Source organism: Candidatus Spongiisocius sp. (assembly GCF_965221825.1).
Lineage (GTDB): Bacteria > Actinomycetota > Acidimicrobiia > Spongiisociales > Spongiisociaceae > Spongiisocius.
This window is the reverse complement of the sequence record NZ_OZ244917.1, coordinates 997,638-1,015,722: the sequence shown is the minus strand read 5'-3', so window position 1 is coordinate 1,015,722 and position 18,085 is coordinate 997,638. Positions and strand designations below refer to the sequence as shown.

14 protein-coding genes are annotated in these 18,085 nt (G+C 68.2%); 6 read left to right on the top strand and 8 right to left on the bottom strand.

Features of this window, described 5'->3' with window-relative positions:
- The first annotated feature begins 68 nt into the window (after positions 1 to 68).
- From ACOQPD_RS04690 to argJ, 3 genes are all read left to right on the top strand, one after another.
- On the top strand, positions 69 to 569 hold the full coding sequence (locus ACOQPD_RS04690) for a redoxin domain-containing protein (protein ID WP_420613747.1): 501 nt from the start codon (positions 69 to 71) through the stop codon (positions 567 to 569).
- Positions 566 to 1,144: a hypothetical protein gene (locus ACOQPD_RS04685; protein WP_420613746.1), complete on the top strand. Its 579-nt coding sequence runs from the start codon at positions 566 to 568 to the stop codon at positions 1,142 to 1,144. Before ACOQPD_RS04690 ends, ACOQPD_RS04685 begins: the two co-directional genes overlap by 4 nt.
- Before the next feature lie 237 nt (positions 1,145 to 1,381).
- Positions 1,382 to 2,578, top strand: coding sequence for a bifunctional glutamate N-acetyltransferase/amino-acid acetyltransferase ArgJ (gene argJ / locus ACOQPD_RS04680; RefSeq protein WP_420614347.1), 1,197 nt, complete (start codon positions 1,382 to 1,384; stop codon positions 2,576 to 2,578).
- 33 nt (positions 2,579 to 2,611) lie between these two features.
- Here the strand turns inward: argJ and ACOQPD_RS04675 are convergent, their stop codons facing one another.
- The 4 genes from ACOQPD_RS04675 to ACOQPD_RS04660 form a co-directional block, all read right to left on the bottom strand.
- Positions 2,612 to 3,100: a universal stress protein gene (locus ACOQPD_RS04675; RefSeq protein ID WP_420613745.1), complete on the bottom strand. Its 489-nt coding sequence runs from the start codon at positions 3,098 to 3,100 to the stop codon at positions 2,612 to 2,614.
- Positions 3,101 to 3,365: 265 nt separating this feature from the next.
- On the bottom strand, positions 3,366 to 4,274 hold the full coding sequence (locus ACOQPD_RS04670) for a transglutaminase family protein (RefSeq protein WP_420613744.1): 909 nt from the start codon (positions 4,272 to 4,274) through the stop codon (positions 3,366 to 3,368).
- The gene (locus ACOQPD_RS04665; RefSeq protein WP_420613743.1) at positions 4,271 to 5,257 is read right to left on the bottom strand and encodes an alpha-E domain-containing protein; all 987 of its coding nucleotides are present in this window, start codon (positions 5,255 to 5,257) and stop codon (positions 4,271 to 4,273) included. The genes ACOQPD_RS04670 and ACOQPD_RS04665 overlap by 4 nt, the downstream gene beginning before the upstream one ends.
- Before the next feature lie 181 nt (positions 5,258 to 5,438).
- A complete protein-coding gene (locus ACOQPD_RS04660) occupies positions 5,439 to 6,875 on the bottom strand; it encodes a circularly permuted type 2 ATP-grasp protein (protein ID WP_420613742.1) in 1,437 nt (478 codons plus the stop codon).
- 188 nt (positions 6,876 to 7,063) lie between these two features.
- Between ACOQPD_RS04660 and ACOQPD_RS04655 the strand changes: the two genes are divergently transcribed.
- On the top strand, positions 7,064 to 7,570 hold the full coding sequence (locus ACOQPD_RS04655; RefSeq protein WP_420613741.1) for a flavin reductase family protein: 507 nt from the start codon (positions 7,064 to 7,066) through the stop codon (positions 7,568 to 7,570).
- A gap of 28 nt (positions 7,571 to 7,598) precedes the next feature.
- Entirely contained in the window at positions 7,599 to 8,357 is a 759-nt protein-coding gene (locus tag ACOQPD_RS04650) for an SDR family oxidoreductase (protein WP_420613740.1), read from the top strand.
- Between the two features lie 35 nt (positions 8,358 to 8,392).
- On the opposite strand, the gene ACOQPD_RS04645 is transcribed toward ACOQPD_RS04650, so the two are convergent.
- Together ACOQPD_RS04645 and ACOQPD_RS04640 are read right to left on the bottom strand one after the other, a co-directional pair.
- The gene (locus ACOQPD_RS04645; RefSeq protein WP_420613739.1) at positions 8,393 to 11,278 is read right to left on the bottom strand and encodes an S-layer homology domain-containing protein; all 2,886 of its coding nucleotides are present in this window, start codon (positions 11,276 to 11,278) and stop codon (positions 8,393 to 8,395) included.
- A gap of 68 nt (positions 11,279 to 11,346) precedes the next feature.
- Positions 11,347 to 15,753 (bottom strand): Lhr family helicase, encoded by a 4,407-nt coding sequence (locus ACOQPD_RS04640; protein WP_420614346.1) that lies wholly within the window; start codon positions 15,751 to 15,753, stop codon positions 11,347 to 11,349.
- A 236-nt stretch (positions 15,754 to 15,989) separates the two neighbouring features.
- Between ACOQPD_RS04640 and ACOQPD_RS04635 the strand changes: the two genes are divergently transcribed.
- Positions 15,990 to 16,406 carry a PaREP1 family protein gene (locus tag ACOQPD_RS04635; RefSeq protein ID WP_420613738.1) on the top strand — a complete coding sequence of 139 codons (417 nt, stop codon included), beginning with the start codon at positions 15,990 to 15,992 and terminating at the stop codon, positions 16,404 to 16,406.
- Between the two features lie 63 nt (positions 16,407 to 16,469).
- Here ACOQPD_RS04635 and ACOQPD_RS04630 read toward each other — a convergent pair whose 3' ends face one another.
- Both ACOQPD_RS04630 and ACOQPD_RS04625 read right to left on the bottom strand, forming a co-directional pair.
- On the bottom strand, positions 16,470 to 17,261 hold the full coding sequence (locus ACOQPD_RS04630) for a BtpA/SgcQ family protein (protein ID WP_420613737.1): 792 nt from the start codon (positions 17,259 to 17,261) through the stop codon (positions 16,470 to 16,472).
- Positions 17,261 to 17,986, bottom strand: coding sequence for a maleylpyruvate isomerase family mycothiol-dependent enzyme (locus ACOQPD_RS04625; protein WP_420613736.1), 726 nt, complete (start codon positions 17,984 to 17,986; stop codon positions 17,261 to 17,263). The genes ACOQPD_RS04630 and ACOQPD_RS04625 overlap by 1 nt, the downstream gene beginning before the upstream one ends.
- Positions 17,987 to 18,085 lie beyond the last annotated feature (99 nt).

The following is an 18,085-nucleotide window of genomic DNA, read 5'->3' as shown; positions in this document are numbered from 1 at the left end:
CGGCCTCGGTCGGCACGACCACGGCAGCAGGGGCTACCACGACCGCTCCGCCTATCACTGAGGCCTCCGTGACTTCGACCGCGCCGGCGACCACCGCGCCGATCGATCCGCCCCCCGTGCTCAGGGAGACGCACCCGCCTCTCAAGGGGATCGACGGCTGGCTCCAGGCGGACGTCACCTCGCTGGAGGAGTTGCGGGGCAAGGTGGTGATCGTGGAGTTCTGGACCTTCGGCTGTTACAACTGCAAGAACCGCCTCCCGTACACGCAGGACATCTACGCCGCGTACCGGGATCAGGGCCTCGAGATCGTCGGCATCCATTCCCCGGAGTTCGCCTACGAGAAGGAGGTGGACGCCATAGTCGAGGCACTGGACCGGCTGGGGGTCAGCTGGCCCGTCGTGCTGGACACCGATCGGCGTACCTTCCGGGAGTGGCAGGGGTCACCCGCCTACTGGCCCCGCACCTACCTGCTGGACCATCTGGGCCGGGTGCGCTTCGATCACATCGGCGAGGGGGCCTACAAGGCGCTGGAGGACACTGTGGTGGCGCTCCTGGCCGAAGTCCCGTGAGTCTCCTGGTCGAGGCGTTCCGCTCCGGACTCCTGCCGTGTTCCTGGTCCATCCTGCTGCTCGCCCTACTGCTCCTCGGCCTGCGGAAACAAGGCGAGCGAGGCGAGGTGCTGGGGCTCTTCTATCTGGCGACCGTACTCCTGGCCTGGCTTCCGCTGGCAGGCGTCAACCTGATGCTCGACCACCGGCTGGGAGGGGCCGCGGTCCTGGCCGCCGGTCTGGCTCTGACCGCAGGACGGTTCCGGGCCGGGGCGGGCGGCGCCGCCCTGGTGGGAGCCTTCGCCGGCGCCACCTGGGTGCCATGCGTGGGTCCCGAGTTGGGTTCGGTCCTGACCAGAGGCCTGGCCGAGCCTTCCACCGCCGTTCTTCCGCTGGCCCTCTACCTGGCCGGCGTGATGGTTCCATCGGCGCTGATCTACCTGCTGGCGGCGAAGGATGCCGGCTTCCGGAGGCTTCTGGAACGCCCCCGGATCAGGATCGGCTTCAAGGTGGTGGCGGGCCTGCTGCCCGTCGCGGTGGCTACGGGCGTCCACGGCCGGCTGGTGGGAGAGCTGGCCCGCCTCTCCAACCTGTAGCAGGCAGGAATACCGCCCTATCGGACGTCCATTTGATGCTCCGGTCGCGACGACGCGCTTTCCGAGACTTCCTCAAGAAGTAACTGCCCGAGCTGCCCGATCCTCACGGACGGGCCAACCCAAAGGCAGGGCCGCGGCCGTCTAGCATTCTTGTTCCTCATGGGCATTTCTCCATCCGATACTCCTGTGGCCGCCGCCATGCGGGGCACCCCGCATGGCGGGAACGCGCTGGGGATCGTGGTCGGGGAGGTGGCGTTTCCCCCCGGGTTCGGGCTGCATACCGGCAACATCGGGATCAAGGACCGGACGGAGGACGTGATGATCCTCTCCGCCCCACCGGGAACGACGGCCGCCGGGGTCTTCACCAAGAGCCGTTTCTCCGGGCCGAGCGTCACTCTGAGTCGAGCCCATGTCGCCGATGGTCGGGCGCGCTCGGTGGTGATCATTTCGAAGAACGCCAACGTGGCCACCGGAGCGGTGGGGGATGAGAACGCGGCGGAGGTGGCCGGGCTGACCGCCCGAGTGGTGGGTTGCGACACTCGCGAGGTGATCGTCGCCTCCACCGGCGTGATCGGCGTTCGCTATCCGATGGACCGGATCCGCGCCTACATGACCCGCCTCGGAACCGCCCGTGACGATTCCTTCGATGAGCCCGGTTCGGCCACCACGGCGGCCACGGCCATCATGACCACCGACACCCACGCGAAGGTCGCGACCGCCCGCGCCGGTCCGGCTCGGGTGGTGGGTATCGCCAAGGGGGTGGGGATGATCGAGCCCGACATGGCGACGATGCTGGCTGTCATCACCACCGACGCCGCCGCCGATCCGGCCGCCCTGGATGCCATGTTCCGGCGGGTGGTGGACCGCACCTTCAACGCCGTGAGCATCGACACCGACACCTCCACCAGCGACATGGCGGTCGTGCTCGCCTCGGGCCGGGCCGGGCCGGTGGAGCGGGCCGCGCTGGAGGCCGCCCTTGGCGAGGTGTGCCTGGACCTGACCAGGCAGCTGGCGGCCGACGGTGAGGGCGCCGAGACTCTCATCGTGGTGACGGTGGAAGGCGCCAGGGACGATGCCCAGGCCAAGTGGGTGGCCAAGTCGATCGTCAACTCACCTCTGGTGAAGACGGCGGTCCACGGCCGTGATCCCAACTGGGGCCGGGTCGCGATGGCGGTGGGGAAGTGCTACGAGGATGACATCCTGGCGGATCGGATCACTATCCGCTTCGGGGGGACGGAGGTCTATCCGGCGCCGATCACTCCCGACGTGCTGGAGGAGCTGGAGCGGTACCTGGCGTCTCCGGAGGTGCTCATCCATGTCGACCTTGGTGTGCCGGGGGACGGTCCGGACTCCCAGGGGACGGGCGCCTTCACCGTGTACGGGTGCGACCTGACCGACGGTTACGTGCGCATCAACGCCGACTACACGACTTAGGCAGGTCGGCCCGTCCTGCCGTAGTCCGTTCGCCTAGTTGTCCGGCTGGGCGGGTTCGGGGATCAGCAGCACCGGCAGGCTGGCCCGTGCAACCACCGTCATGGATACGCTGGTCCAGGACATCTCGTTGAACAGGCGTCGGGTGGCGCCCATGACGATGGCGTCCGCGCCGATCCGCTCGGCCGTGTCGATAATGGCCTGCGCCACGTCCTCCGCCTCAACGAACAGCGTCGCGGTCACGACATCTCGAAGCTTGAGCGCCGCCACCACCGGGGCCACGATCTTCGAGCCCCGCTCCTGTATGTACCGGTCGGCCTCCCGGGTGGCGCGGTCGGGGTCGCTCCGGCTCGCCGGGGCGTCGAAGGGTTGCCACGAGTCGTCCTCCAGCTCATCGAGGAACTCGGCGGGCGCTTGGGTCACGTTCATCACGGTGACTTTCCCCGGTGGAGCCGCCAGCAACTCCACGAAGTCGGCGACCGGCCCCGGCGGCAGCACCCCGGCCGTGGCGATCAGCACGTTCATAGGGTGAATCTAGTGGTCTGTCTGCGGAACGGCGGTGGGTTATGCGCCGGCCGGCGGTGTTCCTCGCAAGGCCCGCTGACGAAGGCGTACCCGCAGCGGTACGTTGAGGAAGCGGAACGCCGCGACGGGACGCCGAAGGCAAGCAGAACACGCCAGGTTGTTTCGCAGGCAGACCACAGGACAGACCACCAGGCAATGTCGGTCGGGTGCGCCGCGAAAGTGTCCATCATCCTGCGGAGCGAACCGCGGGTCGGCTTCGGGTCGTTCAGGGTTGCGTAGCGCCACCCAGACGGGTCACCCTGACCTCCACCTCCAGGCCGGAGTTGGCGCCGCCTTCCACCACCCCTCGGGTCGGCGGTACGTCCCGGTAGTCCCGGCCGACGGCGGTTCGCACGTAGCGGTGGTCGACCAGGATACGGTTGGTCGGGTCGAACTCCACCCATCCGAGTCCTGGGAGCCGGCATTCGACCCAGGCATGGGTTGCGGTGCTGGCCGGTCCGTTCCGGGCGCCCGAGGCTTCGTCAACGTGGAGATAGCCCGATACGTAGCGCGTGGGGACACCCCAGGAACGGGCGATCGCGATCATGACATGCGCGTAGTCCTGGCACACCCCTCTCCGGGTCGAGAGGATCACGTCTATGGGCGAATCCACCGATGTCGAGCCTGCCACGTAATCGAAGTTGTCGTTCAAGGCTGAGGCGAGTTGCACCAGATCGGCCAGTGGATCGGACCCCGGCTCGATTCCCAACTCCGAGACAAACCCGGCAAGGGCCGTAGTCGGACCGGCACCGGGGCTCGGGTGGGCGAACTGCCAGCAGGTGGGGTCGGTAATCCAGGATCGCACCACCTCCCACGCGCCCGGTCCGAGGCGTTCGGGCAGGAGCGGCGATGGAAACACCTCCACGGTGGAGACGGACATCACCTCGAGGGTGTCGTGTGTCTCGTTCACGGTGAGGACATGCCTCGTGTTGCCGAACGGGTCGGTCTCGGTGGTCATCCCCCCCGGCGGGGTGGTGGTGATCCCGAATCCCAGCAACTGCTGGCGGGCGCCATCGAGGGGCTGGAGGCAGAGTGACATGGCGCACCTCCGCACGGGGGAGCTGTAGCCGAATCTGGTGAGGTGCTCGATCCGGTAGCGCGCCGTACGGACCGGACGCGCAACCGGAAGGCTCACTGGTCGAACCCGCCGATGTGGGTCCGGTGGGTGACCACGGGATGGTCGAAGTAGGTCTCGGTCACGAGGTCGTGAAGCCGGCGACAGGCGGCCCTGAACTCGGCGAGCAGGCCTTCGCGGTCAGCCGTCCGCGGCCAGGCGGAGCGCAGCAGGTCCGATAGGTGGTCCACCTGGGACCGGACCTGGGCGGTGGCGGTGCGATCCGGACCCTCGCCGATCGACGACAGCTCCCGATGCAATCCCAGGACCGACACGCTCAGCGAATCGGGGAGTTGCGGGTTGGAGACCAGCAGGTCCAGCACCCGTTCGGCATCGAGCGCCAAGCCGTCACCCTTCTGGTACGCCTCGAAGGCGTAATAGAGGCGTAGCAGGCTGGTCCAGTACGCATCCGCGGGAACCTCGAACAGACGCACCGCGGCGATCTGGGCGCCCAGCAGGGAAGCCACCAGCTCGGCTCGCTCGAGGAAACTGCCCAACCGGATGAAATGCCAGCTCTGGTCCCGGTACATGGTGGAGGAGCTGACGCCCCGGAAGGTATCGATGTCCGCCTCGACCGTCGCGTAGAACTGCTCGGGCGTCGACGCCCAGATGTCCTGGATCTCCATATCGCGGAGACGTAGGTACGGCCGGTTGAGAGCTATCCACATCTCTGCGGAGATGCGATGGCGTACCTGGCGGGCGTTCTCCCGAGCCTGGGCGAAGCAGTTCCTGATCGAGTCCTGCGCCGTGGGCTCGAAGGTCACATCATCGGCCAGGGTGAAGGAGTCGGCCATGGTGTAGGAATCGTCGGCCTCCAAGTCGAGGGGCCCCGGATGCGGCTGCCGGCCCAGGGCGCCGTAGATGCGGTGCCAACCGAAGTAGATGTCCCGAACCGGGCTGTCCACCAGTGACTCGGTCTGCTGTCGCATGAGCCGGGTGAGATGGCCGGCCCTTTCCAGGTACCGGCCGATCCAGTAGAGGCCGGAGGCGCTACGGGACAGCATGCCTAATGGACCACCGACGCGTCTGTCTGCGGAATGGCGGCGTGGCATGCGCCGGCCGGCGGTATTCCTGGCGAGGCCCGCTCACGAAGGTGCTTCCGCGGCGGTGCGTCACGGAAGCGGAACACAGCGACGGGCCGCCGATGACCGCCGGCGCACACCGCGTCGTTTCGCAGGCAGGCCACTACCCGTCCTCCAGTACCCAGAAGTCCTTGGCGCCTCCCCCCTGGCTGGAGTTGACGACCAGGCTTCCCCGGCGCAGGGCGATCCGGCAGAACGCTCCCGGCACGATGCGGGTCTCGCTTCCCGACAGCACGAAGGGTCGCAGGTCCACGTGACGAGGCTCGAGCCGACCATCGATCAGGCAGGGCGCCCGGGACAGGGCCAGGGTGGGTTGGGCAACGTAGTCGGCCGGATCCTCGCGTAGCAGCGAGGCGAACCGGTTCCGTTCCTCGGGGCTCGCATGGGGACCGATCAGCATCCCGTAGCCGCCGGACTCGCCCACCCGTTTCACCACGAGATGTTCGAGGTTGTCCAGGGTGTACTCCAGGTCATCGGGGCGGCGGCACAGGTAGGTCTCGACGTTGGGGATCAGCGGTTCCTCCCCCAAGTAGTAGCGGATCATGTCGGGGACGAAGGCATACACGCTCTTGTCGTCAGCTACCCCCGTGCCCGGAGCGTTTACCAGCGACACGTTGCCCAGCCGGGCGGCATGTAGCAGGCCGGGAGCGCCGAGTAGCGAGTCCGGACGGAACACGAGGGGGTCGAGGAAGTCGTCATCGACCCGGCGGTAGATCACGTCCACCCGCCGCAGACCCGCCGTGGTGCGCATGTACACGTAACCGTCCTCGACCACCAGGTCTCGGCCCTCCACCAGTTCGGCGCCGATCTGCCGAGCCAGGAACATGTGCTCGTAGAAGGCCGAGTTGTAGACGCCAGGGGTAAGGAGGACGACCGTCGGGTCGTCACTACCTTCGGGCGCCATTTCGTGGAGGGTCTGGCGAAGGACCAATCCGTAGTTCTCCACGTCACCCACCCGGGAACGTCGGTAGAGACGACGCATGGCCGACTTTGTGGCCTTGCGGATCGCGATCATGTAGGAGACGCCTGATGGAACCCGCAGGTTGTCCTCGAGGACCCGGAACCCGTCGACGGTCCGGACCAGGTCGGTTCCGCAGATGGCCACCCAGACGCCGCGGGGCGCTTCGAATCCCTGCATCTCGATGCGGTACTGGGGGCAGCCGAAAACCATGTCGGGCGGAATGACCCCGTCGGCGACGATCCGGGCCGTGCCGTAGATATCCCGAAGGAAGGCGTTGAGCGCGGCCAGGCGCTGCGTGAGTCCCTCCGCCAGGCTCCGCCATTCCGAACCCGCCATCACTCGCGGGATACAGTCGATCGGGATGATGCGCTCGTCGGCCTCCTCGTCTCCGTAGACGGTGAAGGTGATTCCCTCGTGGATGAAGGATCGGGTCACCCACTCGCCGACCGCGTTCAGGTAGTCGTCGGAGGCCTCCTGGAGGGTTTCGTAGAGGTCCCGGCCGTGGGGATGGGGTTCGCCGTCGCTCCGGAACAGCTCGTCGTAGGTGGCCGGGTCGAGGTCGTAGCCATCAAACTTCATGTCGGAGACTCGGGTATGCGCGCCGGAATGATCACGCTTCTCCCGCCGTTCGGTCGCTGCCTGCCGGTCACCCTCCACGGATAGGTCACCGGTACCCGGAGCATACCGGAGACTGTGCGCACCTCCCGGGCCGCGTGTCGGTCCGGGGTGTAACGTGGGCTCGACGGGGCGGGAGATCGGATGGAGAGATGACCTTGGTAGAACCGGCACTGATCAACCGGGTCACCTGGATGATTCCGAACGCTCTGGCCTTGGTCGGTTCCCGGGCGGGGGACGATTGGAACGGGATGACCACCTCCTGGATCACCCAGCTGTCGATGGAGCCGGTAATGATCGGGATCGGGGTGGACAACAAGGCGGTGACCCATCGGCTGATCTCTGACGGAGGTTCTTTCAGCGTCAACCTCTGGTCGCCGGACGATCGGAGGGTGTTCGTGAAGTTCTCGAAGCCCGCCGCCAAGGAGGGAATGGCCCTCAACGGCCGGGCCATCCGGGAAGGTGTTACGGGAGTCCCGATCTTCGAGGATGCCATCGCCTGGATGGAGTGCGAGGTGAGACGGGCCATCGACTTCGGGACGCATACGTTGTTCGCCGGTGAGCTGGTGGCTGCGGGCGTGATGGACCAACCGGGGCGAGCCGCCTGGATGGGCGACACGCGTATGAAGTACGGCGGGGTGAAGCGGGGCGGCCACTGATGAGCCGGCCCGGGCCGGGCGGCTGAGCATGGAGGCGCGCCTCGACGGGCGGGTGGCGGTGATCACCGGCGCCTCGCGGGGGATCGGCGAGGCTACCGCGGCCGCCGCGCTCGCGGCCGGCGCTCGCGGCGTGGTGATCACCAGTCGCAAGCCGGAGAACATCGCCGGGGCGGCCGACCGGCTGGGTGAGGCGGACCGGGTGGCGGCGGTGGTGGCCCGATCGGACACCGAGGATGGGGCTGCGGAGGCCGTCGGGGCCGCCATCGATCGCTTCGGGTCCTGTGACGTACTGGTCAACAACGCCGCCACCAACCCTGCCTACGGGCCGCTCACGGATGTAGACCTGGGCGCCGTCAAGCGGACCTGGGAGATCAATTTGCTGGGCCCGCTCCTCTACGTACGGGCCGCTTGGGCCGCCGGGATGCGCGATCGCGGCGGGGTGATCTGCAATATCGCCTCCGTGGGCGGTCGGTTGCCGGGCCGGGGCATGGGGGCCTACAACATCTCCAAGGCCGGGCTCATCTACATGACTCGGCATCTGGCCTACGAGTTGGCGCCGGCTGTGCGCGTGGTCGGGGTGGCGCCCGGCGTGGTGAGGACTCGCCTGTCGAGAGTCCTCTGGGAGGACGAGGAGCGAGGAGCGGCCATGCACCCGCTGGGACGCATCGGCGAACCCGTCGACGTGGCATCGGCGGTCGTGTTCCTGTGCTCGGATCAGGCTTCGTGGGTGACGGGAGTGACGCTCGACGTGGACGGCGGGATCGCCCACTCCTCCCCCTACGTGTAGCGGCGGTCAGGGAGTGCGCTCCCGTCCTGCAAGGGTCAGGGCTCGCGGGTTGCGCCGGAGCCGGCAGATGGTGTGGTAGCAGGACCCGCCGTGAGGGACGGCCCGTCTCTGGTGATGGTTAAGACGTCCGTATGTTCGTCGGAGGAACGGACCGTGATGGTGTAGCCGCCGACCGAGACGCTCTCGCCTTGAGTTACCAGCGGGTAGTCCTTGAAGTAGAGGATCGGGTAGGGGTTGTCGGGAGGTCCGATTACCCGGATGGGCATCTGTCCGCCGGAGAGGGCGGCATTGACGACGTAGACGAGCACGCCGCCGCCGGCCAGGGTGGGGAGGGTGGTGGTGGCGCCGTCACCGTACGTGTATTCGTGCCCGGCGTCGTAGCTGATCCGTCGGCGGCTTTCCATGACGACGACTTCCGTCTCCGAGAGCGGGATGGCGATCATGGCGGTTCCGGCGCCTGGAGAGGCGACCGGCTTGAGGGTGATGGTCTCCTCGGATTCGAGACCGGTCAGGCAGCGGATCTGGCGGGGCTGTAGCCAACCGAGCTGCCACCGGCTCCACGCCAGCATCTCCCGGGCTTGCAGGTCATATGCGTAGGCGGTGAAGCGACGCCCACCCGGACGATGCACCGCATGGGCTAGGCGCGGGTCGCCTTCGCTGGTGAGAAAGTTGGCCCAGAGACCCATCAGTCCGATCTGGTTGGCCACCCACGTCTTGCCCCGGGGCGGCTCCGGATGATCGCGCAGAGAACTGTCGGCGGGATACAGATCCAACAGCCCGAGCGCGTGCGCCAGTTCATGTGCGGCGATCAATCCCCATTCGAGAGGTTGCCTCGTCCCGGCCAGGGCCGAGAAGTTGATCCGCACCCTTGCGAGTGTCCCCTCCTCTGTTCGGATGCTCCCCGTTGCGAGCCCGTCACCGAAGTGTGAGCTTGGCAGCACCACCATTACGGCGTCGTGGTCAGCGAAGTCGAACTCCGCGTCCGCGAGCCTTACCGCCTCCGCATCCGGGTCAAGCGGGTTTTCCAGTGCCGGAGTTGCTGAAGTCCAGGAATAACTTCGATAGCCGTGCGTGGCCCGTAGCCACCGGTGTAGCGGCGTGAACTCCACGTTGAGCCGGCCGTAGCTAGCGGTCTCGAGATACGTCTCGATGTAGGGCAATCCCAGCTCCGCCTCCTGTTGCGTGGTGTGACGCGCCCGGGCGTCCGGGAAGTCCAGGAACAGCACTGCCACCCGGAGTGTGCCCGTCGAAGAGATTCGAGTTCGAAGTGGGAATCCGGCCGGACCCGGTGGACGGCAAGAGCCCGGATCAGGCAGATCAGGGCTGACGTAATGGTTTACCTCAGCGGGCGTCTGTACCACCGCGATAGGCACGTCGCGCCCATCTGGCGGGATCAGGCCCCAGCAGGTGATGGCGCCGCCGGTATGCAACCCGCACGAATGCCGGTCCCCCAGGGCGACGGCGCTGAACCTCCCTGGTGGAGGGCTGGCCCGGCCGTGGTCGTCGTATCCCCAGCACACCACCGAACTGTCGGTAGTGATTCCACAAGAATGCTCCCACCCGGCCGCTATGGCGCGGAAGTGCTCGGCGGGGACGTTGCCCTGTCCCGCATGGTCGGCACCCCAGCAGACCCCGACGTCATCGGTGCGTACGCCGCACGAGTACCAGTTGCCGGCTGCGATGGTGAGAAACCGTCCAGGTGGCGGGTCGGCCTGGCCATAGCTATCAGCACCCCAGCAGGCCACGGTCTGGTCGGTGTCACGGAGCCCGCACGTATGCCACTCCCCGGCTGCCACCGCGGCGAACTCGCCTGCAGGGGGATCGGCCTGGCCCGCGTGGTTGGCACCCCAGCAAGTGACGCTCCGGTCGGCTCGGATGGCGCAAGAATGATCGCCCCCGGCCGTGATGGAGATGAACCTCCCGTCCGGCGCTTCGGTTGCCCCCCACCCGTTCCAACCCCAGCAGACCGCCTCCTGGCGGGTGTCGATCCCGCAGGTATGGCTTCGGCCGGCGGCCACTGCCACGAACTCGTTGCCCGGGGGTGCGGACTGGGCCCTGGGGTTGTTCCCCCAGCAGACCACCTTGCGATCCTCCTGTATCCCGCAGGAATGATCCCAACCGACTGCGACCGCGGTGAAGTTCCCCTCGCCCGGTGGAACGGGGGTGCCCGAGTTCCCGGACGCGTCCGCACCGCCGAGTTTGAGAGCGCGCGTCAAGAAGGTGGCCATCTGCGCACGGGTGGTGGCCCGCCCTGGGCAGTAGCGGGCCGGTTCGACAGCGCACCCCGCAGTGATCCCGGCCGCGGCCAGGGCGGCGATAGCCGGTCGGTGAACGCTGCCCTCCCCCACGTCGGCGAACCCCGTCGGCGGCCCGGCCGGCAACCGCAGGGCGCGCTCCAGAAAGGTGGCCATCTGAGCGCGGGTGACCGGGGAGTCAGGACAGAAGCGGGCCGGTTCGACCGCGCATCCCCGAGTGATCTCCAGATCTGCGAGGCGTTCGACATGGACTGCCCACCATGCACCTTCGTCGACGTCGGCGAACCGCGGCGGATCGGTGGAAGCGGGGTCGGTGCCCTCCAGCACCCGGACCAGCCAAACGGCCATCACCCAGCGCTGGATGGGCAGATCGGGGCAGAACCGGCCTGGTGAGCACTCCGTTCCCTCGAAGACTCCCCTCTCAGCCAGGATTTCCACACTCGCCCGGTGCGTACCCGCCTCGTCGAGATCGGAGAACCGCTCGGTAGCCGGCGAGATCGCACCCTCGCCGGTTCCGGAGTAGGACTCCCCGAGGTCCCAGGCGGGTGCCGGGCGCACCAAGCCCCCGACCATGAGCAACAAAGTGAGCACGACCAGGGGACCGCGGGATTGCTTTCGGCGCGAGAAGCGGGCTCTATCGCTGCGCCTACCGACGATCTCTGCCACCTGACGAAGCCTACGGGCCTCAAGCGCCCCTTCGAGACGGGAACGATCTGTGGCCCTCCCTGGGGAGTTCACCGCCGGGAGGGCTGGCGGCGGGGACCCCGGTAGGCGAGGCCCTTGAGGCTTACTGCGAAGCCGTTCTCCAGCAGGATGGCGCCGAGCGGGTGGTCGCCGGCCGGGAGGCCGTTGATGGTCTCTACGGTCAACCGCCGGTGGCGGATTCCGATCTCGGTAAGGGCATCGGCGGCCGGGCCGTGAAGCTCCTCCGCGCCGGTGAGGAGGGTGGCGGTCTTGCCGCCCCGTTCCAGGAACAGCAGGGGCCGGCCGTCGTGGAGGATCACGTAGGCGCCGGCCGAGCGGGAAGCCCGACCTCGGGCCTCTTCGGGCCATGGCAGCAGGGTCCCGTACGGGTTGGCCGGGTCGGCGGCGGCGAGGATCACGGTTCCTTCGTCGTTCTCTGCGGTCCGGAGCCGGTCCACGGCTCCCGGCAGGGCGAATTGAAGTCCCCCGAGACCCTCCACGAAGTAGCCACGGCGGATGCGTCCCGTTTCCTCCAGATGGTTGAGGATGGGGTAGAGGGTGGTCAGGCCGCCGGGTACGCCCTCCGCCCTGGCGCCGGCCCGGGTCACCACCCCGTGGCGTTCCAGCAGGAGCTCCGTCCAGGCCGTACCCCACTCGGCATCGGCCACCTCGGTCGCACACAGGTCGGCGACCAGCGACCACCTTCCCGACGATGAGGGAGGCATGGCGGAGGGCAGGCGGCGCCGGGAGCGCCCGGAGCGGGACCGGGCGAGGCGGCGGATCCCTACGGCGCGCACCGGGGCGAGGGTGTCGTTGGTGACCTCTCCCGACCACACCAGGTCCCAGAGCGCATCGAGAGTGTCATCGAGGCGCTCGCCGCGGACTGCGAGGTGGATGTCCCGGAAGAAGCTGGCGCCCCGCTGCGAGAGGTGGGACCGGATGGCATGGTGGAGGTCCGTGTCGGGCAGGTCGTCCGCAGAGGGTCGATGGAGGACCGGTAGCTGCTCGCGCAGGTAGAGGGCCACCCTCCCGTCACGAGGGCCGATTGCGCCCCGGCCCACCCAGACCACCTCGCCCGACGCCATGAGCTGGTCGAGCATGGCGGGCGCGTAGTCGAGCCTTGCCGCCAGGACGTCCCGTTCGAGTATCGAGGCGGGAACGGGAAGTCCCTGGAGGGTGCGGATCGTCTCCACCAGGGCCGAAAGTTGGTTACGCCCGGTGCGGCCTACGCCCTGCCAGGCGGGCAGGAACCGCCCCAGGGTGGCGGCCTCGACCGCTTCGATCTCACGGCGGAGCGCCGCCAGGCTCCGCCGCTTCAGCCGTCGCAGCACCCCCGTGTCCACCCATTCCTGGCCGGCCTCGCCCGGCCGGAAGGCGCCCCGGGCCACCGTTCCGGCCTGCTCGAGCGCCACCAGGGCCGCGCGGATGGCCGCCGGGGGCAGGCCCAGGGCCGATCCGGCCTCCTCGGCGGTGAATGGCGCGTGGGTGCGTGCGTAGCGTCCCACCACTTCCCCGAGCGGGTCCGGGCCGGGCTCCAGGTAGGCATGAGGAACCCCGGCCGGCGGTTGAACCCCCAGAGCGTCCCGGAGCCGGCCGGCATCCTCGATGGCCGCCCATCTCTGCGCGCCGCCCACTTGAACCCGGATGGCTCGGCGACGCTTCTCAAGCTCGCGAAGCAGGCCGGATGCGGAGCCGTCGGCGAGCCGGTCGGCCGCCGCCCGGCTGGTGAGCGGCCCGAGCGCCCGGAGCAGGTCGTGCAGCCCGTCCAGCCCCCTGGCCCGGCGTTCCGGGGTCAGGTACTGGAGTTCCAACTCGACGGCGGCAATCACATCCTCGTCGAGCAGGTCGCGGAGCTCGCCCTCCCCGAGCAATTCGCGGAGCAGTTCCCGGTCGAGCGTAAGAGCTGTGGCCCGCCGTTCCGACGGGGCGGCGTCTCCCTCGTACAGGTAGGAGGCCACGAACTCGAAGAGGAGCGACGAGGCGAACGGCCCGGCCGAGGTGGTGTCCACCTCCACCACCCGCACCCGGCGGGCCGCGATGTCTCCGAGGAGCTCCCTCGCCGAAGGAAGGTCGAACACGTCCGAGAGGATCTCGCGGTAGGTCTCGAGGATGATCGGGAAGGAGCCGAATCGGGTGACGATGGCCATCAGGTCGGCGGCCCGGCGCCGCTGGAGCCACAGAGGGGTGCGACCGCCGGGGCGGCGGCGGGGCAGTAGCAGGGCGCGGGCGGCGGCCTCCCGGAAGCGGGCCGCGAACATGGCCGTGCCGGAGAGCTCCTCGATGAGGATCGACTCCAGCTCGTCCGGGTCGAGGAGCAGGTCGTCGAGGGAGGGCAGGTCGTCGGTGTCGATGAAGCGGAAGGAGATGCCGTCGTCGCTCCAGATGACGTCCAGATTGCGGCCGTAGCGGTTCCGCAGCCGCTGGTTGATGGCCATTGCCCACGGCGCGTGGACCCGGCCGCCCAGAGGCGACAGGATGGCGATCCGCCAGTCCCCGATCTCGTCACGGAAGCGTTCCACCACCACCGTCCGGTCGGTGGGAAGCACTCCGGTGGCGTCACGCTGCTCGCCGAGGTAGGCGACGAGGTTGCGGGCCGCCCATTCGTCCAGGTGGTACCGGTGCCGGAGAGTTTCCACCGCCCGGTCGGGTTCCATCGCCCCGACGGTGCGGATGAAGCGGCCGATCGCCCGCCCCGTCTCGACCGGACGGCCCACCCGATCACCCTTCCAGAACGGCATCCGGCCCGACTCGGCGGGGGCAGGGATCACCTCCACCCGGTCGGCGGTGATGTCGCTGATCCTCCACGCCGACGTGCCGAGGACGAACACGTCGCCGGGACGGGACTCGTAGACCATCTCCTCGTCGAGCTCTCCCACCCGGCTGCCGTCAGGGAGGTTGACCGAGTACAGCCCGCGGTCGGGAATGGTTCCGGCGTTGGTCACCGCCAGGCGCTGGGCCCCCGAACGCGGGGTCAGCGTGTGCGTGACCCGGTCCCAGACCAGGCGGGGGCGCAACTCCCCGAACAGCTCGGACGGGTAGCGGCCGGCCAGCATGTCGAGAACCGCCTCGAACGGTCCGGGCGCCAGGTCGCGATAGGGGGCGGCCCGCCTGACCAGCGAGAGCAGGTCGTCCGCCTTCCATTCGTCCATCGCCACCGCCGCCACCACCTGCTGCGCCAGCACATCGAGCGGGCTCTGGGGAACGGCAGTGGGTTCCACCGACCGCGCCAGCATCAGGTCGGCCACCACGGTCGCCTCGAGGAGGTCCCCGCGGAACTTGGGAAAGATCTTGGCCACGCTGGTCGCTCCCACCTGATGGCCGGCCCTCCCCACGCGCTGCAGGCCGGAGGCCACGCTGGTGGGGGACTCGACGTGGATCACGAGGTCGACCGCCCCCATGTCGATGCCCAGCTCCAGCGTCGAAGTCGCTACCACCGCCGGCAGCTCGCCTCGCTTGAGCAGGTCCTCGATGACGATCCGCTGCTCGCGCGAGACCGACCCGTGATGGGCGCGCGCGATCTCGTCCCCGGCCAGGTTGTTCAACTCGGCGCAGAGTCGCTCGGACAGCCGCCGGGAGTTGGCGAACACGATGGTGGACCGGTGTGCCCGGACTAGGTCCAGCAGCGCCGGGTACACGGAGGGCCAGATGGATCGGTAGCCCGGGTCGGCGGGTTCGGAGTTGAGCGGATCGGGCGGCGTCGGCGCGGCCATGTCCTCGACCGGGACGATGATCTCCACCTCCAGACCCCGCTGCCCGGGGGCATCGACGATGGTCACCGGTCGCGGCGTCCAGGCGTCGCCGTCCACGGTTCCGCCGCCCATGAATTCGGCAATGGTCGAGAGGGGTTGCTGGGTGGCGGAGAGACCGATGCGGAGGGGAGGGACGGCGGCTATCTCCTCGAGCCTCTCCAGCGACAGGGCCAGGTGCGATCCCCGCTTGGTCCCGGCCACCGCGTGGACCTCGTCGAGGATGACCCACCGGACGGAGGCCAGCATCTCGCGGGCCGCGCTGGTGAGGATCAGGAACAGGGATTCGGGGGTGGTGATGAGGATGTCCGGGGGGTGGCGCCGCATGCGCTGGCGGTCGGCGGGCGGGGTATCGCCGGTGCGGATGGCGGCCACAACCTCGGGAGGGGGCGGCATGCCGTGGCGGTCCGCGGCGTGGGCGATTCCGGTCAGGGGCGCCCGGAGGTTGCGCTCCACGTCATGGGCCAGGGCCTTCATCGGAGAGATGTAGAGGACCCGGCAGCGGCGGGACTTGGCGGGAACCGGTTCGGTGAGGAGGTGGTCGAGCGTGTAGAGGAACGCGGCCAGCGTCTTGCCCGATCCGGTGGGCGCGTGGATCAGCGTGTGACGCCCGGCGGCGATGGCCGGCCAGCCGCCGGCCTGGGCCTCGGTGGGGCCGGGGAAGGCCTCCTCGAACCAGGTGGCGGTGGCGGGCGAAAACAGGTCTCTCAGCACTCTCAGGGAAGGCTATCGCGTGCCTATGACAGGACAACCGGTTGAGAGCCGGTTGTAGGGAGTTCTCCGACGGACCGAGCGGCTTCGACCGGCACATGCATCATTCATGGGAAGCCGGCCGATCAAGGATCTTGACCCTCTGTGGTCAGGCCGTTTCGTTGACTGTAGGAGGTTAGCGCCGGTCGGAAAGGGCCTCAGGTCCACGTACAACAGACAGTAAGGAATTACCATCGATGATCATGATCAAGGAATCCACCGTCGCGAAACGGGTCATGCAATCTTCGGTCTTCCTGGAGCAGGCGGAGGCGGAGTTCGCTATTGGCGACACGCGCCAAGGCGCGGAGAAACTCTACGGCGCCGCTGTCCAGGCCATCATCGCCGCCTCCATCCAGCGCGGGTGGAAGTATGACTCGCATCGCGCTAACAAGAATGCCTCCAGGGAGATGGCCGAAGAGTACGGTGACTCCTCCCTGATCAACGGATTCTCGGCTGCCGAGAAACTACACATCCACTTCCATCACGGCAACATGGAGGATTACCAGATAGCCGTGGACCGCCACGGCGTACGGAGCTATGTCGAGCACCTGTTGGCTCTCGTAGAAGAGTACGAGGAGAGCAGGGCAGGGCAGCGACGTGAACCTCTTGAGTGATACCGCAGTCTGGGAGCGGATCGCACGGTCCTTGGGACGTCTAACCGTTCGGATCGCGCTGGACTACGAGGTCTGTCTTTCCGAGTAACGAGCGGCTTGGACCAGCGCCCGGGCCCGGGCCGGGTCCACGGGGCGGCGGACATCGCCCTCCTCCTTGATGGCGGTGCCCACGATCACCCCGTCGGTGGTGCCGAGCACGGAGGCGATGGATTCCACGGTGACGCCGGATCCCACCAGCAGCCGGGCGCCGGGAACCGCCCGCCGCACCTGGCGGATCATCTCCCGGTCGGCCGGGAGGCCGGTCCCGCGCCCGGACAGGATGATGCCATTCGCCATCCCGCGGTCCTGCAGGTCGGCTGCCGCGTCCTCGATGCGGAGGCCGGGCGGGGGAGTGGCGTGCTTCACGAACAGGTCGGCCAGCACCTCGATCTCGGGGTTCAGCGCCGCTCGCAGCCGGTACAGCCGGGCGGCCTGGCCGACTATCGGTCCCTGGTCGGTGTACATCATGGACGAGAGGACGTTCACCCGGATGAACCGGGCATCGCAGGCGGCGGCGATCGAGAGGGCGGCGACGGCGTCGTTGCGCAACACGTTGACCCCGACGGGAACGTCCACCGAGGCGCGGACGGCGGCCACGACCCGGGTCAGGGATGCGACGGTGATCGGAGGCACCTGATCGGCGAAGAACGGAGCGTCCCCGAAGTTCTCGACCAGGACCGCATCGAAGCCGCTCTCCTCGAGGAGGACCGCATCTTCGACGGCGCGGTCCACAATGGATCCGGTGGGCGGGTGGTAGGAAGGCGAGCCGGGGAGCGGCAGGGCGTGCACCATGCCGATGAGTTGGCGGGAGGCCATCAGAAGATGCGCATCTCCTGGAAGGCTATCTCGGCAGCGTCGCCCTTCAGGATCACGTTCTCGGCGTCGTCCGGGTGGAGTCGTCCGACCGCTACGCGGCAGATCTCACCGGCAGGTCCGCGGATGAGCTGTTCAGTGTCGTCGGGGCCCGCCACGTACTTGGCATACATGGGTCCGATCCCCTCGATCCGGACCCGCTCCGTGTACTCATACCCGGCCAGGTCGAAGGCCCACGGGAGGGTCATGTGGGCGAAACAGATGACGTGGCGCAGGCGATCCGTGTCCTCCAGTTCCTCCTCCATCGCCTCGTAGACGTCGAGGCCGTGGGCCCACACCTCCGCCAGCTGGAGGGTGGCGAAGGTCTTGGCGGACATGTCCGAATAGACCCATGGGACGCGGTCGGCGGCCGAGGTCCGGCTCAAGGCGTCCACCACCTGTGCCCGGCCGAGCCGCCACCACTCGATCACGTCCTGGGGGCGCATCTGGCGGCCTCGCTCGACGCCGATCTCGGCGAGGTCGTCGACGCTCTCGTACTCGTCGAGATCGTCGAGCATGGTGCCGTCCTCCGCGATGGCGTTGTAGGCGTACTCCTGGAAGTGGGCCAAGTGGGAGATCGTGTCGCGGATGGTCCACTCGTCGTGGGGGAGGCGGATGCCCCACTTGCTGACGGTGATCCTCTGTAGAAACTGGTCGAGCTGCTGTTGCTCGGCAACGAGATCAGACAATACTTCCCGCATGGTGACAAGTTTACCACCGCCGCACCCCCTAAACGCCGTGGATCACCCCGCCCGATCAGGCCGGAGCGGACTCCGGTGCAGGCTGCC

Excerpts from the sequence above, each read along its gene's own strand:
- ACOQPD_RS04650 (WP_420613740.1), top strand. The coding sequence starts at position 7,599 with ATGGAGGCGCGCCTCGACGGGCGGGTGGCGGTGATCACCGGCGCCTCG.
- ACOQPD_RS04630 (WP_420613737.1), bottom strand. The coding sequence starts at position 17,261 with ATGGCCTCCCGCCAACTCATCGGCATGGTGCACGCCCTGCCGCTCCCC.
- ACOQPD_RS04665 (WP_420613743.1), bottom strand. The coding sequence starts at position 5,257 with ATGCTGTCCCGTAGCGCCTCCGGCCTCTACTGGATCGGCCGGTACCTG.
- ACOQPD_RS04675 (WP_420613745.1), bottom strand. The coding sequence starts at position 3,100 with ATGAACGTGCTGATCGCCACGGCCGGGGTGCTGCCGCCGGGGCCGGTC.
- ACOQPD_RS04635 (WP_420613738.1), top strand. The coding sequence starts at position 15,990 with ATGATCATGATCAAGGAATCCACCGTCGCGAAACGGGTCATGCAATCT.
- ACOQPD_RS04660 (WP_420613742.1), bottom strand. The coding sequence starts at position 6,875 with ATGAAGTTTGATGGCTACGACCTCGACCCGGCCACCTACGACGAGCTG.
- ACOQPD_RS04655 (WP_420613741.1), top strand. The coding sequence starts at position 7,064 with ATGACCTTGGTAGAACCGGCACTGATCAACCGGGTCACCTGGATGATT.